Below are 15771 nucleotides of genomic sequence, written 5' to 3' on the forward strand. Positions count from 1 at the left end.
TGAACTAATTTATATGGAGAAAATGGAAGTGGATACACAGATTCAGCTGCTTGAAGCAATGCTTGACGGCAGCAAAGTCGGCACCATCGTCACGGATCCTGCAAAGGAAGACAACCCGATCATTTACGCAAACCACACATTTACGGAAATGACAGGCTACGAAAAAGAAGAAATTCTTGGGCGCAACTGCCGGTTCCTGCAAGGGCTGAAAACGGCTCCGGAAGCCGTCGACCAAATACGGCAAGCGATCAGGAGCCAGGAAAAGTTGACCGTGGTTCTGCGCAACTACCGGAAAGACGGAACGCCGTTTTGGAACCGGCTGGCGATCTCGCCGGTGACAGTCGAAGGAAAACTCTATTTCATCGGCACCCAGACGGATATCACGGTTGAGCGAATGCAGCAGGAAGCGATTACCGCCAATGAAAGCGAAATAGAGAAACTGATGCTGCCGATTTTATCGATCCAACCGAACGTGGCAACGGTTGCGCTAGTCGGGACGATGAACCTGCAGCGTTTTGAAACCTTGAAAGTGAAGTTGTGCGAATATGTCAGCGAGCACAGGATTGAACACGCGCTTCTCGACATAACAGGATTGACCTGGAACGAGGAATCTCCGCTCCACTGGTTCACGCAAATTTGCGAAGCGCTCCGCATCATGGGGAGCCAGCTATACATCACGGGCGTCACCCCTCAGGCAGCAACTGAATTGGTACGTGACCTCGACCGGGAGAATATGCTGAAAACTTATTCGAGCATCGAGAAAGCCTTGGCTGAGATTAATGAATAAAATAGCGTTTTTGATTGAGCCTCATTCAAATGGAATGAGGTTTTTTCTGTAAAAAATTCTAATTAGCGGCGTTCCATTGGGGCTTTACGCTCTATAACTTGTACAGTTCTATTACTATAGGGTCAATTAATTGAAAAAATAGTTTGTTTCGTTTCGATTTGGTCTTTCGGGGTACATAACTAGGGAATGGAAATTCCAGATTTTCCAAGGAGGCGTAACGATGGGTAAAGAGCAGAACCAGCGTGAAGGACCTGAGAATCAAGTGAATTCAGACACGGATGAAAAGAAATTCAATGCAGGCGGAAATAGTTCGGATTATGATGGAGGCCAGCCTCAGGACAGTATTCGAGGCAGCGAAGGCCGAGTCGATGAAAAGCAATCGATCGAGAAAAAACAGCAGCAGAAGAAAGAATTCAATGCTGGGGGCAACGATTCGGATTACGATGGTGGCCATCCGAAAGATGCCAACAAAGGCAGCGAAGGACGGATAGAGGACGATAAATGACCATACTAAGAGGAGGAAGTTAAATGTTCTTCAATAGAAAAGAGCTGCAATTCGAAGCAAAACCGGATAAGCCGGATCCGATATTTGCAAAGCAGCTGCAGGAAGTCATCGGCGGGCAGTTCGGCGAAATGTCTGTGGCCATGCAATATTTATTCCAGGGATGGAACACAAGAGGAAATGAAAAATACAAAGATTTGCTGATGGACACGGGGACAGAAGAGCTCGGCCATATTGAAATGCTCGCGACCATGGTAGCCCAATTGCTCGAAGGCGCACCGGTTTACGAACAGGAAAAAGCGGCAAGCGATCCGGTGATCGGGGCGATCATGGGTGGCATGAACCCGCATCATGCAATCGTTTCGGGTCTTGGCGCGACACCTGAGAACAGTGCAGGGGTGCCGTGGAGCGGGGGATATATCATTGCAAGCGGCAATTTGCTTGCCGATTTCCGCGCGAATGTCACGGCAGAATCCCAAGGCCGCCTTCAAGTCGCACGCTTGTACAGCATGACCGACGACAAAGGGGTAAAAGACTTGCTGTCCTTCTTGCTGGCTCGCGATACTATGCACCAAAACCAGTGGATTGCGGCAATCCGCGACTTGGAAGAAAAAGAAGGTAGCGTGATCGTGCCTTCCACAGTGCCGCCGGAATGGGAAGCGACGGAGTATTCCCATACGCTTTATAATTTCTCGGAAGGCGAAGACAGTGCACAGCTTCCGTGGATGAGCGGCAATGCGCCAGACGGCCATCCATTCAAGTACGGGCAGCCGGAAGCATTCGGCCAGAAACCGGTCTTGAAGCCGGGACCGCTGGAGTCGCATGATACACTTCCGGAAGACAAATTAAAAGGTTAGAAACATCGAGCGGGACGGGGAATCTATCTTCGTCCCGTTTTAGTTATGGATCTTTTTAAAAGGGGGAGGCATAGATGAAAAAACCATGGATCATGGCACAGACATGGCGGGATCTCGTGTTTTTGCATTGGCCGATTTCGCCTGAGGCACTGCGCCCGTATGTACCGGCAGAGCTCGAAATCGATTTATTCGAAGGCCGGGCATGGATCGGGGTCGTCCCGTTCATTGCCGATCACACGCGCCTGCGCTTTTCCTTGCCTTTTCCCATCGCAGGGACGTACCGCGAATTGAATGTAAGGACATATGTAAAATACAACGCCCGGTCTGGAGTCTACTTTTTCAGCCTGGATGCCGATAGCCTGCTAGCTGTAAAAGCGGCAAGTGCAGGAGGGTTTCTTCCTTATCGATATGCCCATATGAAAGTTGTGAAAAAAGACAGACGCTATGTGTTTATGAGCCGTCTTGCTGCATCCGGAACCGGAGAGGGGTTCCGGATGGGCTTTACGCCAAGCGCCGGGATATTGAAGGCATCTAAACTCGAGCAATGGCTGACGGAACGTTACTGTTTATGGACAAAGCCGAAAACTGTCCTGTATCGCGTAGATATTGCGCATACACCTTGGCAATTGCAGAATGTCCATATTGAAATAGCTGAAAACTCACTTGCGCAATTTCTGCCTGTTGGCTGGCATGCCAAGGAACCGCTAGCCCATTTCTCAGCGGTCCAGAAAACACGGTTTTATCCGCCTGTTCCTGAAAGCAAAACAAAAGCCGATCATTAAAAATGATCGGCTTTTGTTTATTTGTTTTTATTTTCGGTTCGGCTCTTGTTTTAAAGTATGGGATGTTTCTTTTTGCTCCCATAGGCGTTTTTTCAAGTAGATATGGTAGAACCATTCGCCCGCAGCAATCAGCAACGCTGTGTAGATAGCTGCAGCGACCAAGGAGAAATCCGGATTTTCGATCAGGAATTCTCCAAGGAGCCAAACAATCAGGAATGCGAGCACTAAATCGCCGCCAGTTGCGATCTTATTGGATGTACGGGGAAATATCAACATATCGCCGGCATATCCAACGGCTGTAATCACTAAACTGATTACGAAAATGTCGAATACACGAACTCCGTAAATCAGTCCAAGAACCAGAAATACGACCGCAAAGCTCATTGCAAATTTCATCAAGATTGCTTCGATGTGCTTCATGCCATGCCCTCCTATACAACTTTTTTGAATAGGTGTCTTCATTCCAATACTCTATTGGATTTTGTTATGCAAAAAGATCATCTCATGAACTGATAAAGTCTCCTCCGTTTACGTGAATCGCTTGGCCAGTAACGTAAGTCGAGTCAGCGGAGGCGAGATAGACATAAGCCGGAGCGAGTTCAGCAGGCTGCCCGCGCCGCTCCATCGGCGTATCGCCGCCGTGTTCGCCGACTTTTTCGGCGCTGAATGTTGCCGGGATGAGCGGTGTCCAAATCGGGCCCGGGGCGACCGAGTTGACTCGGATGCCCTGTTCGCTGATATTGGCGGATAAAGAACGGGTGAAGCTCGTTATCGCGCCTTTGGTGGACGAGTAATCAATCAATTCAGGCGAGCCGCGGTAAGCGGTCACCGATGAGGTATTGATGATGCTGTCGCCTTTGGATAGGTGCGGCAAAGCGGCTTGGGTCAAATAAAACATGCTGAAAATATTTGTCTCGAAAGTTTCCCGCAATTGTTCGGGGCTGATATCAAGGAAATCGTCTTTCGGGAATTGCTTCCCCGCATTGTTGACAAGAATATTCAATTGGCCAAATTCACCGATTACATCAACCACCAATTGATGGCAATTCTCGACTTGGCTCACATCCGTTGCGAATTTCTGGGCTTCTGCACCGTAGGCTTTCACGGCTTCGATGGTTTTATCCGCGTCATCGTGTTCATCAAGGTAGGCGATGGCGATACTGGCACCTTCTTTCGCATAAGCGATTGCTACAGCACGCCCGATTCCACTGTCGCCGCCTGTAATCAATGCGACTTTCCCTTCCAATTTGCCGGCGCCTTTGTAATGCTCGTCATCATATATCGGTTCCGGAGACATTTCGCTTTCTATCCCAGGCTGATGGTCTTGTTCCTGGGGATCAACTTGGTCATGGATTTTTTCATATTTATCTTTTGACATATAGATGTCCTCCTCGTTATCAATATATGGTAGTTATTCCCGTTCCATTTCATGCTAAACGCGAAGAAAACCTTAACTCCAGCCGGCAGAGAATTAAGTGTCACCCTAAAAAAACAGCCGGAGAAGATTCCCAGGCTGTTTTAAAAATTACTTATTCAGCTGTCACCACGCCGCAAGCGACGCGTTCACCGGAGTCTCCGGAAGGATCGGTTTGGCCGTCATCTTCCGAAGCGTGAATCACAAGCGCTGTACCGCCTTCTTTCAATAGGGAATTATCTTCGCCAATTTGCAACGTGACGTTTTCTGCAGTCAGTTCATCCGTTGAAGTGCCATCGTCGGCAACTTCAATATTCTGGAGGTCGCCTGCATGAGGGCCGTCCGGGTTATCGTGACCATGGCTTGCGCTGGTCGGATTGAAATGACCGCCTGCTGATTCAAAATCAGGTGCTTCACACATTCCTTCTTCATGGAAATGGATGCCGTGCATTCCAGGCTCCAATCCTTCCACATTCAATTTGACCATGACCCCGTTGTCCTCTTCCGTCAATTCGGCAGTGCCGGTCGCATCCCCATCCGCGTTAAGGAATTCAACCGTCAGCAATTGAACCTCACTGGCCCCTTCCGAATCGCCTCCTGAACCATCCTGCGGTTCGCCTTCCTGTTCTTCCACTTCCTCTTCCTGCGGTTCGGCTCCGTCCGTTTCCGTCGGAGGTTCCGTTGTGTCATCCCCACATGCCGCGAGCAGCAGTAAAAGGCCTAAAAGCATCAGCGTCAACCATGATCTCATCGCTTTTTCTCCTTCCTCCTAAAAAATGTTATTACCTTACCTTACACATGTAGGAGGGGGTCTAAACCCGTCAATTCGTCATGGTGTCTTTTGGCTCATGCCCGCGGGCTTCTTTTCTTTTTCGCCGGCTCAGCCAAAACAGGCCGATCGCGAGCGATAACAAACTGATGAACAGGGAAGGCAAAAAGAACGGCGGGCGGTAGCGCAGCTCAATATCGTTCACGCCGTCTTCGAGCGGAACGGCTAAAAAGGCGTAATTGGCTTTCAGTAAATCGACCGGTTCTTCATTGATGGTTGCCTGCCATCCTCTTTCGTAAGGAATCGATAAATTGAGGAAAGGGGCCCCTTCTTGATTATCGTAAGTGACGTCGACCTGGCTGCCGTCGATCTTCAAGTTGCTGGTACGGTCTGCCAATGCATTTTGCTCTCTCAAAAGGGCGTAGGGCTCTTTCACTATTTCAATATCCGTAAGTTTGTAAGTTCCCTCAGGCATGCGGATTTCAATTCTTTCTGCAGCCTCGACACGGATCGTCAAGTCATCGACGAAAGTCTTGTAAATCGACTGGTTGGACTTGCGGGTCGTCCGGTACTCATTGACTTCGAGCGGAAAACCTTGGTCTGCTGCGGTATTCTCCAGATGGAAAGAGATGTACAAATCGCCTTCTTCAGGAACTTCATCGAGCAGCAAATCGATCCCGCCGGTTTCTTCGGAGATATCGAGCAAGCCCTCATCATAGCTTGCGCCCGACTCTTCGATTTCATAATCAGCTTCTCCGGGGAAGCGGTCGGGAAGGGGCTCAGGTTCTATGTTTTCATCCAAGACGATTCCGCTGAGCATGGCGTGTTCACGCAGCAATGGCGGCTCATCCGCTAGCTGGGCCTCTTGATAAACCTGGAAGGCCGGGCGTGCGAAAGGCAGTGGATAGCGGTTTTGGTAGGCGATGAAATTTTCGGTAGCGGCAAATTTGCGGAAACCGTATGGCACATTCGGATCGTTCCGCTCGCGTATCGCATAATTGCCTTGCAACAGGCTATGAAGGTTGCTGCGGTTGCCGAGTGTGGCGTAACGGCTGACGCTTTCCCGGCCCATATCGATTTCCAAATCGTATAAATAGAAATACAGCAAGTTCTTGTTCAAGATGCTGGAGTATGCACTCAGCCCTTGGAAATCCTGGACAATCGGCGTGTTATTGCGGACGCCTTCCATCCAGTCGATTCGGTACATCTCGCTCGTTTCCCGTTCTTGGATTTCATTGATCAAGGCGCGTACTTCGGTGTTATCGTAATCATCGCCTGTGATCAAATCTTCATCGACATCCGAGATGTTTCCAGCATCCAGCAGTTTTTCGCTCTGATAGATATTCGCAGTCACCAAAACCAAAGCGAGCAGCAAAGCCGCCAATAACGGTTTTTGCAATCGCTGCCGAATGGCGGGCGCTGCCAACGCGGCTGCCAAGGTCAAGATGAGGCCGGCCCATGCCAGGCGGGGGTAAAGTGTGGTGAATTCAAGTGTGCCGTCTTGCCATGCAAACCAGCCATAAAAGAGGGCTGCCAAAATCGCGGCTCGGACAACTTCCTCCAAGCGAAGCTTATGGAAATGATCCAGGCCGCTGGCGATTGCCCCAGCCGACACAAACGAGATGAAATATTCCCAGCGATGTTGCGGGGCCGAGAACCCATTGAAGATACTGCCGACCATGGGGCTGTGGTAAAGAACAATAGTCACTATGCCGATCAACGCAAAAAGCCGGAAACGGTGAAGCTTGTACAGCGATGGAATGAACAAAAATAGCATGAACATGGCCGGCAACAGGACATAGCGGCTCATGAAGAGGATGTTTTCCGTCGCTTCGAACCATGGAATATCCTGCTGGAAAGCGGGGCGGTGATTGTTCAAGAACGCATAGACGGAAGGGATGAACGACACCATGGACATGCCGGCGCCAATCACTCCCGCCATCAAGAACAATGCAACGGCCTTTTTCCATTTCGTTTCCGTCTTTTCAAGCGGAATGAACATGCGGAATAAAATATAGATGCCTGCCAACAGGAAATTGATGTATGCGAAATAGAAATTGTCGATCATCGAAATCGCGATCGCGAACATAAACCAGCCGGGTTTTTGTTCCCGGAAGATTTTTTCAGCTCCGAAAATCAGCAAGGGCAGCCAGATGAATGCATCCGCGAAAAACTCCCAAAATGCGGTGTGGCGGAAGTACATCCCTGAAATCCCGTAGATGCTTGCCCCGACAAATGCCGATAAACGTGTTATACGCATATAGCGGAATAAGATGTAGGCGACGATCAAGACGATTGTCAACCTGGCGACGCTGATGAACACAGAAGCATTAGCCCAGAACAGGACATCGGGGTCCCCGATCAATTGAAGGGCATCAAGCAGATAAACAATCAAGATTGTAGTGATATACACGAAAGAAGTGGAAAAATAATAGGACAGTTCGCTGAATATGCCAGCGCCGAGGCCGAAATCAAAGGAATAAAAGAATTCGCCGCGCGTGTAGTGGTCATAAAGCAATTGCTTGAACGGCATCATCTGGGCAAGGCCGTCGTTGGGCCCGGCCATGTACTGGTTTTGAGTCCATTGAAACAGAAAGACGCCATGGCCGATCACGGCCATGGCTAGAAATGCAACTGTCAGTAGAAGATAGGGACGAAAAGAGCGCATAATGCCACCGTCTTTATGGTTATTTGGATTGCGCCGGCGCTTTAAGGATTTTCCCCGAAACGGCAAAGGTCACGGGAATAGTGAAAATCACTGCGGCAAATGGCGCGATGTTGCTGTTGATATGAAGAAATTCCACAAATATGAAAATCAGGAATGTAGAAACCGACATGTTCACGACTTGTGTCAGCGGGAAATACAAATATTTCTTCAAGGTCGGTTTCACCCGATACGTTACGTAAGTGTTCAGGAAAAACGAAATGTTCAAGCTGATCAAAAATCCGATGATATGGGACAGCATATAGGCCCAGTCGAGCACATTATGCAAAAATAGGTAAATGGAGTAATAGCTGAGCGTGTTGACAACCCCAACAAAAACAAAGCGGGTGAACTCCGTATTCAAGCGCTTAAGGTTCATCGTATTCATCCACATTGCTCATCTCAACCAGGAAATGCGGCCGCTGTTTGGTCTCGTTGTAAATCCGCCCGACGTATTCCCCGATAACGCCTAGGCTGATCAATTGGATGCCCCCAAGCAGCAGGATGGCGGTGATGGTCGTGAAATAGCCGGGGGCGATGACGCCCCGCACCATGATTTCGTAGAACGTGAAAGCGATATAGAGCAAGGACAGGAACAAAACAAGAAAGCCGGTGTAAAAACAGATGCGCAACGGTTTCATATTGAACGAAATGATCCCATCGATGCCATAATTGACGAGGCTGCCCAAGGACCATTTGGAATCGCCTTCTGCACGTACGACATTTTCATAGCTGATGGTTTTCTTGCTGAGGCCGATCCACGAATAGATGCCTTTGGAAAAGCGGTTGCTCTCACTCAGCGATAGGATGGAATTGATGGCTTTGCGGCTCAAGAGGCGGAAATCGCCTTCGCCGTCTTCGAAGCTGACATCCGTTACAGCATTGACGACTTTATAGTATAGGGAAGACAACGCGCTTCGCAATTTTGAATCCCCCTTGCGCGAACGTTTCGCGACCACTTGATGGAAGCCTTCTTCATAGCCCTTGACCATTTCACAGATCAATGTCGGGGGATGCTGCATATCGCTGTCCATCAGGATGGCAGCGTCCCCCTTGATGCGTTTCATCCCTGCGAACATAGCGGCTTCCTTGCCGAAATTGCGGGACAGGGAAATATATTTCACGGTTTCGTGTTCATTGGCGAGTTTGAGTATTTCATCTAAAGTTCCGTCACTGCTGCCGTCATTGATAAACATGATTTCATACAGATAAGGAAGCGGCTCAAGTTCTTGCACCAAAGTCTTGTACATCGAAGCGATGTTCGCTTCTTCGTTGAAAGCTGGCACAATAATAGAGATCAGCTTCATGATGGTGTTCTCCTTTCAATGGGCATTCAAAATCTCCCCTGAAAATCCATTTACCCATTTTTCAGGACATTATTCCTGAAAAATGCAACAAAGGAACAGGGAGCTCTTTTCATTATACGCAAAATACGGTGCACTGGCATGCGCGGGCCATTGCAAGTGAATGATTGCCGAATGCTGAATTCTCTGAAAGGGGAGGTGCGCAGGAAATTTTTTTTTGCTGCAATGCCTATAGTGGTTGCGGCATTGGAAACGCTTGCAGAGAAATCTCAATATTTTTTATATATTGACAATAGTTTTTCCCCTATATATGATGGACTCAATTCACTTATAACGATTAACTATTGCGACGGAGACAGGCCAACTGCAGAGGAATCCAAAGAGAGCTGATGGGTGGTGCGAATCAGCGGTTCCGGCAATTGGCAGCACTCCCGAATAGATGTGCTGAAACTACAGTAGGCCCATCCGCTGCATGCCCGTTACGCATGATATTTAATGAGGCTGCCTGCGTGCTGGGCAGTGAATTAGGGTGGTACCGCGACTGGAGACTCTTCGCCCCTTGCATCTTGGATGTGGGGCGTCGAGTCTTTTTTTGTATACAAATTTCCAGAATGAATTTTTTCAAATCGAAAGGGGACATTATCATGCTGACAGACCAACAAATTTTGCGAATTCCAGGACCGACACCGATTCCGCCGAGCGTAGGGCGTGCCATGGCACAGCCGATGATCGGGCATCGAGGGGAAAGCACGTATTCATTGATCAGAGATATCCGCCCGAAAATGAAAAAAGTATTCGGCACAAAAGAAGAAGTGATGATTTTGACGGGCAGCGGGACTTCCGCGCTGGAAAGTGCAGTGGTCAATACCGTTGCGCCGGGCGACGAAGTGCTGGTGCTTGTCACAGGTGCCTTCGGCGAGCGCTTCGCTAAAATCTGCCAGGCATACGGAATCACGACACATGTGTTCAATGTGGAATGGGGGCAAGCAGTGGATCCGGAAGCCGTCAAAAATTTCCTCGGCGAGCATCCGGAGATCCGCGTCATTTTCTCTACATTCTGTGAAACCTCAACCGGCGTCCTGAATCCGATCAAAGAACTTGCCGAGACGGTAAAACAAGTATCCGATGCGCTGATTGTCGTTGACGGCGTTTCGTGCGTAGCGGGTACGGAGACGGAAATGGACAAATGGGGCGTCGATGTTGTCGTGACCGGCTCCCAAAAAGCGTTCATGCTGCCGGCGGGACTCGCGTTCATTGCAGCGAGCAAGCGGGCGTGGAAAAAAATCGAAGCCAATCCGCAGCCGCGCTTTTATTTGGATTTGAAAAAGCACCGCGACAATATCGAAAAAGACACGACGCCGTTCACGCCGGCCATCTCCATTCTTTACGGCTTGCAGCAAGTATTGAATTTATTGGAGGAAGAAGGACTGGAGAACGTTTACCGCCGTCACCGCTTGATGCGCGACATGACGCGCGCCGCATTCAAGGCGCTGAACGTCCGTTTGCTGACAAGCGATGAGGATGCATCACCGACCGTCACCGCTGTATATCCGGAAGATTTTGATGCAGAACAGTTCCGCAAAGTGCTGAAAGAAGAGTTTGCCATTGAATTTGCGGGCGGCCAGCAGCATCTCGCGAAGAGCATCTTCCGCGTCGGGCATATGGGCTATTGCTCACCGGCAGATGTGCTGCAGGCCCTTGCCGCATCGGAAGTCGTCTTGAAAAAGCTTGGACAAGATATCACACTCGGCGCGGGCATTGCCGCCGCGCAGCAAGTCTTTTTGGAAGGGAAGGATAAATAATGACATTTCATGTATTGATCAGCGACCCGTTATCGGAAGAAGGCATCTATCCGCTTCGCCAGGCGGATGATATTAACATTGTGATGGAAACGAATTTATCCGAAGCGGAGCTCGCCCAGCGCATCGATGGATTCGATGCATTGCTCGTCCGCAGCCAGACGCAAGTGACGCGAGAACTCATCGAAAAAGCTTCCAATTTGAAAATCATCGGCCGCGCAGGCGTTGGGGTCGATAACATCGATTTGGAAGCAGCAACCGAGCATGGCATTATTGTCGTCAACGCACCGGACGGTAATACCAATTCGGCTGCCGAACACACGATGGCCATGCTCATGGGCATGGCACGCAAAATCCCACAAGCCTATAATTCCCTCAAGCAAGGCAAATGGGACCGTAAAGCCTATGTCGGCGTCGAATTGAAGAACAAGACGCTCGGCGTCGTCGGCTTCGGGCGGATTGGCCAGGAAGTGGCGGCGCGTGCCAAAGGCCAGCGCATGAATATCATTGCCTACGACCCATTTTTGACTGCTGAAAAAGCGGAAAAACTCGGCGTCGACTTCGGGACGGTGGAAGACGTCTTGAAAGCGGCTGACTTTGTCACGGTCCATACGCCGCTATTGAAGGAAACGAAGCATTTAATCAATGCGGAAGCCTTCAAAGTGATGAAAGACGGCGTGCAGATCATCAACTGCGCACGCGGGGGCATCATCGACGAAAGTGCTTTATATGACGCGGTGAAATCCGGGAAAGTGGCCGGTGCCGCGCTTGATGTCTTCGAACAAGAGCCGATGGTCGATTTCCGCTTGCTGGAATTGCCAGAGATCATCGCGACGCCTCACCTCGGGGCGAGCACGTTCGAAGCGCAGGAAAGCGTCGCAGTCGATGTCAGCCAGGACGTCGTCAGCTTTGTGAAACACGGAACGGTCCGCAATTCAGTGAACTTGCCGTCTGTGCCGAAAGAAATCATGAAACGCATCGAGCCTTACTTCGATCTTGCAGAACGCATCGGTACGTTCCTCACGGACTTGACAGGCGAAACGGCCGATGAAGTGAATGTCCATTATTCAGGCGAACTTGCCAACCTGGAAGTCGGCCCCTTGACGCGCAATATGCTCAAAGGGATGCTCAAGCGGCACTTGGGCAAACACGTCAATGATGTCAATGCGATGTACATCGCGAACCAAAAAGGCATCCATGTCAACGAACATAAATCGACCGAATCCCGCGGCTTTACCAACCTCATCACGGTAGAAGTGAAAACGCTGAGCGGCATGCGGAAAGCATCCGGTACGCTTTTGAACGGACAAGGCGCACGCATCGTCAAAGTGGATGATTATATCGTCGACTTCCTGCCGAATGGCCACCTGCTGTTCATCCGCCATAATGACCGCCCGGGAGTCATCGGCCGCGTCGGTACATTGCTCGGGGCAGAAGACATCAATATCGCAACGATGCAGGTGGGGCGTTCGAATATTGGCGGCGACGCCATCATGATGCTGTCGATCGATAAGCACGCCGACCCGGAAGATCTGGAAGGATTGAAGAAACTCGAAGAAATCGAAAGCGTCACGGCGATCGATCTGTAAAACAATAAAGCGCCCCTCCCGATTGGCCTTCAGGCACTTTCAGGAGGGGCGCTTTTCCTATACAGATGCAGTTTCCAGCTTATCGAGCAAGGGCAATAGCTCTGTCAGGTTTTTAATTTCGTAAGTCGCGGCAACCGTTTCATGGGGTGCTTTTTGCTCCCGGTTCAACCAGACGGAAGGGATGCCGGCACGCTTAGCCCCGAGGATATCGGTCAATGGATTGTCACCGACCATCAAGACGTCTTCCGGGGCATAACCGAACTTCGACAAGGCGTGTTCGAAGATGGAAGCATCGGGCTTGCCGCGTCCGAAAGCGCCCGAGATGACAATATGGTCGAAATACGGCGCGATTTCCGGCGTGATGTCGAGTTTAATCTGCTGGAGGCTTGGCGAGCCATTGGTCAGCAGCAATAAATCGAAACGGCCTTTCAATTGGCCGAGCACTTGCAAACTGTCTTCGTAAAGAATGGGGTTGCGCTTTCTGGCTTCCGGGAAATATGCAGCGAGCCGTTTGCCCAATTCCGGATCTTCGATGCCGAGGCGTTTCAGCCCGAGCGTCCAGGCTTCTTGCTGGTAGCCTGGGGCAACTTCTTTGAGTTTTTGGAAATCGTCTCCCGAATCATCGAAGCGGCCCCATAGCCCTTCGAATGGATTGATGCCGATCATTTGCGTAAAGACATGTGTCGGATAACCCGCATATAGTTTGCGGGCTTCTTCCCGCACCGCCTGTTCCAACCCGCTGCAATCGGCGTCCGTTTGTTCCGCTGCCCATTCACATGTTTCGCGAAACGCTTCTTTTACGCTTTGCTGATCCCATAATAACGTGTCGTCCAAGTCAAAGAAAATCGCTTTCACCATATCGCGCCGCTCCCTTGTTTTTTTATTATGTCCCAGTTACATAAATCTTATAAAAGAGTGGAAGGCGGCGACTCCGGCGGGATAGCATGAGCTGAAGACCCTGGACTGAGCAAAGCGAGGGAAGCGGCTGAAGCCATGCCCGCGGAAAGCGTCCGCCTTGAGCGAATGCATCGCTCTCTTTTAATTTTCAAAATACTTAATTCACTTTATATAGTGTACTAAAGCGCGGCTGAAAATCAAAGAGTTGTCACAAATCCGTCTTCCGGCGCCAGTTTACGGTGGTACGATGTACGGAAAGGGGTGGAATGCATGGAAAAGCTCAAAGAAAGCACTCTTCTATTGGAAGAAGCCGCTCATTTCATTGAAACGTGTTATCTGGAACTGGGAAAAAGTGAACAGCAAATACGCCGCCGTGTAGCGGAGATCGAACAGGAAATCGGATCTTCGGGCAGCTATGTACATACAATGGAAGAGTTGCAGCACGGGGCGCGCATGGCTTGGCGCAATAATAACCGCTGCATCGGGCGTTTGTTTTGGCAGACTTTGGAGATTTTTGATGAACGCGATGCAGAAACGGAAGAACAAGTATTTTCGGCCATCGTCCGCCATTTGCGCTTTGCATTCAACGGAGGTCAAATCCGCCCGGCCATTACGGTTTTCAAGCAGTCAGACAAAAGCCGGATGCGCATCTGGAACCATCAACTATTACGTTATGCAGCCTATGAACGGGACGGCCGGATCATCGGGGACTCTTCTTCTCTTGCTTTAACCCAGCAATGCGAGGCGCTCGGATGGCGAGGGGCGGGAAGTGATTTCGACCTGTTGCCGGTGGTGATCGGCGAAGCCGGCAAGCAGCCGAAATGGTTCGAGTTACCAGCTGATGCCAAGCCTGAAGTCGAGATCAGCCATCCCGACTGGCCGGTTATGGCAGAGCTCGGGGTGAAATGGTATGCGGTGCCGCTCATCTCCGATATGAAGCTCGAGATCGGGGGCATAGAATACTGTATGGCCCCTTTCAACGGCTGGTATATGGGAACGGAAATCGGCGCCCGCAATTTAGCGGATGAAGATCGCTATGGCCTGTTGCCGAAGATGGCGGAAATCATGGGGCTCGACACAAGCTCACAGCGGACGCTATGGAAAGATAAAGCACTCGTCGAGCTGAATGTGGCGGTGCTTGAGTCATTTGCGGAGGCGGGCGTGACCATCGTCGATCACCATACCGCCGCCAAGCAGTTCAAGAATTTCGAGAAAATCGAAGAACGGGAAGGGCGCAAAGTCACGGGGAATTGGGCTTGGCTGATTCCGCCGGTGTCGCCGGCCACAACGCATATTTTCCATAAACCGTATAAGAACGACATCGTCAAACCGAATTATTTTTACCAGCAAACCCCTTATAAAGGATAAAAACGAAACCGCATTGACTGTCCCGCTGAGATTTTAACAGTCCGGAGAGCCAATGCGGTTTTCAGTATGCGCATGGAAAATAAGAGGATGTAAAATGGGTTTTTAAGGCTGAAGGTCGATAGAGCGGAAGGTATTGTATTATAATAGAATGAAATGATGTTCTTCATCGTAAGAAATTTGAGAAAGAAGGAATAACAATGGGACGCAAATGGAATAATATTAAAGAGAAAAAAGCTTCCAAAGATGCCAACACGAGCCGGATCTATGCAAAATTCGGCCGTGAAATATATGTAGCCGCCAAGCAGGGCGAACCGGACCCGGAATCGAACCAGGCGTTGAAAGTCGTGCTGGAGCGCGCCAAAACCTATAATGTGCCAAGAGCCATCATCGACCGCGCCGTCGAAAAAGCAAAAGGCGGATCGGAAGAGAACTACGACGAGCTTCGCTACGAGGGATTCGGGCCGAACGGCTCGATGGTCATTGTCGATACCTTGACCAATAACGTCAACCGTACCGCTTCCGACGTGCGAGCAGCATTCGGTAAAAATGGCGGCAACATGGGCGTCAGCGGATCGGTGGCCTATATGTTCGACCATACGGCGGTCATCGGCGTAGAAGGCAAATCGGCTGACGAAGCGCTGGAGTTATTGATGGAAGCGGATATTGACGTGCGCGACATCCTTGAAGAAGAAGGAACCGTCATCGTCTATGCAGAACCGGATCAGTTCCACCTGGTGCAGGAAGCGTTCAAGGCGGATGGCGTAACAGACTTCACGGTCGCTGAATTGACGATGCTCCCGCAGAACGAAGTGCCGCTGTCAGAAGAAGACCAAGCGCAATTCGAAAAGATGGTCGATGCCATCGAAGACCTCGAGGACGTCCAGCAAGTCTACCACAACGTCGACTTGGCATAAGGAATTCCATAAACCATTCAACTTCTGTCCGACAACGGGCAGAAGTTTTTTTACGATAATTAATAAAAAGAATATTTAAAATAAT

Annotated in this window: 15 protein-coding genes; 8 read left to right on the top strand and 7 right to left on the bottom strand. The window is 50.1% G+C overall.

Annotated elements, in window-relative coordinates; all coding sequences use genetic code 11:
* The first annotated feature begins 22 nt into the window (after nucleotides 1–22).
* From ytvA to DP119_RS01275, 4 genes are all read left to right on the top strand, one after another.
* Nucleotides 23–787 (top strand): YtvA family blue-light photoreceptor, encoded by a 765-nt coding sequence (gene ytvA, locus DP119_RS01260; protein ID WP_240616376.1) that lies wholly within the window; start codon nucleotides 23–25, stop codon nucleotides 785–787.
* Nucleotides 788–1007: 220 nt separating this feature from the next.
* Nucleotides 1008–1292 (top strand): hypothetical protein, encoded by a 285-nt coding sequence (locus DP119_RS01265; RefSeq protein ID WP_101191564.1) that lies wholly within the window; start codon nucleotides 1008–1010, stop codon nucleotides 1290–1292.
* 23 nt (nucleotides 1293–1315) lie between these two features.
* On the top strand, nucleotides 1316–2146 hold the full coding sequence (locus DP119_RS01270; protein WP_101191562.1) for a manganese catalase: 831 nt from the start codon (nucleotides 1316–1318) through the stop codon (nucleotides 2144–2146).
* Between the two features lie 74 nt (nucleotides 2147–2220).
* A complete protein-coding gene (locus tag DP119_RS01275) occupies nucleotides 2221–2928 on the top strand; it encodes a YqjF family protein (protein ID WP_112230135.1) in 708 nt (235 codons plus the stop codon).
* A 27-nt stretch (nucleotides 2929–2955) separates the two neighbouring features.
* On the opposite strand, the gene DP119_RS01280 is transcribed toward DP119_RS01275, so the two are convergent.
* The 6 genes from DP119_RS01280 to DP119_RS01305 form a co-directional block, all read right to left on the bottom strand.
* Nucleotides 2956–3348 carry a YndM family protein gene (locus DP119_RS01280; protein ID WP_101191558.1) on the bottom strand — a complete coding sequence of 131 codons (393 nt, stop codon included), beginning with the start codon at nucleotides 3346–3348 and terminating at the stop codon, nucleotides 2956–2958.
* Nucleotides 3349–3430: 82 nt separating this feature from the next.
* On the bottom strand, nucleotides 3431–4306 hold the full coding sequence (locus DP119_RS01285) for an SDR family oxidoreductase (protein ID WP_101191556.1): 876 nt from the start codon (nucleotides 4304–4306) through the stop codon (nucleotides 3431–3433).
* Nucleotides 4307–4457: 151 nt separating this feature from the next.
* Nucleotides 4458–5093, bottom strand: coding sequence for a superoxide dismutase family protein (locus DP119_RS01290; protein ID WP_112230139.1), 636 nt, complete (start codon nucleotides 5091–5093; stop codon nucleotides 4458–4460).
* 70 nt (nucleotides 5094–5163) lie between these two features.
* Complete coding sequence (locus DP119_RS01295) at nucleotides 5164–7779, bottom strand: YfhO family protein (protein WP_112230141.1); 2616 nt, start codon at nucleotides 7777–7779, stop codon at nucleotides 5164–5166.
* A 19-nt stretch (nucleotides 7780–7798) separates the two neighbouring features.
* On the bottom strand, nucleotides 7799–8194 hold the full coding sequence (locus DP119_RS01300) for a GtrA family protein (protein WP_101192217.1): 396 nt from the start codon (nucleotides 8192–8194) through the stop codon (nucleotides 7799–7801).
* Nucleotides 8184–9122 (bottom strand): glycosyltransferase family 2 protein, encoded by a 939-nt coding sequence (locus tag DP119_RS01305; RefSeq protein WP_112230143.1) that lies wholly within the window; start codon nucleotides 9120–9122, stop codon nucleotides 8184–8186. Before DP119_RS01305 ends, DP119_RS01300 begins: the two co-directional genes overlap by 11 nt.
* Nucleotides 9123–9763: 641 nt before the next feature.
* Between DP119_RS01305 and DP119_RS01315 the strand changes: the two genes are divergently transcribed.
* Together DP119_RS01315 and serA are read left to right on the top strand one after the other, a co-directional pair.
* Nucleotides 9764–10921 (top strand): pyridoxal-phosphate-dependent aminotransferase family protein, encoded by a 1158-nt coding sequence (locus DP119_RS01315; RefSeq protein ID WP_112230147.1) that lies wholly within the window; start codon nucleotides 9764–9766, stop codon nucleotides 10919–10921.
* Entirely contained in the window at nucleotides 10921–12507 is a 1587-nt protein-coding gene (gene serA / locus DP119_RS01320; protein ID WP_112230149.1) for a phosphoglycerate dehydrogenase, read from the top strand. The genes DP119_RS01315 and serA overlap by 1 nt, the downstream gene beginning before the upstream one ends.
* A 57-nt stretch (nucleotides 12508–12564) precedes the next feature.
* On the opposite strand, the gene DP119_RS01325 is transcribed toward serA, so the two are convergent.
* On the bottom strand, nucleotides 12565–13365 hold the full coding sequence (locus tag DP119_RS01325) for an HAD family hydrolase (RefSeq protein ID WP_112230151.1): 801 nt from the start codon (nucleotides 13363–13365) through the stop codon (nucleotides 12565–12567).
* A 309-nt stretch (nucleotides 13366–13674) separates the two neighbouring features.
* Between DP119_RS01325 and DP119_RS01330 the strand changes: the two genes are divergently transcribed.
* Complete coding sequence (locus tag DP119_RS01330; RefSeq protein ID WP_112230153.1) at nucleotides 13675–14772, top strand: nitric oxide synthase oxygenase; 1098 nt, start codon at nucleotides 13675–13677, stop codon at nucleotides 14770–14772.
* A gap of 197 nt (nucleotides 14773–14969) precedes the next feature.
* Nucleotides 14970–15686, top strand: coding sequence for a YebC/PmpR family DNA-binding transcriptional regulator (locus tag DP119_RS01335; protein WP_112230155.1), 717 nt, complete (start codon nucleotides 14970–14972; stop codon nucleotides 15684–15686).
* The last annotated feature ends 85 nt before the right edge of the window (nucleotides 15687–15771 follow it).

The sequence above is a fragment of the Planococcus maitriensis genome, assembly GCF_003289925.1.
GTDB lineage: Bacteria > Bacillota > Bacilli > Bacillales_A > Planococcaceae > Planococcus > Planococcus maitriensis.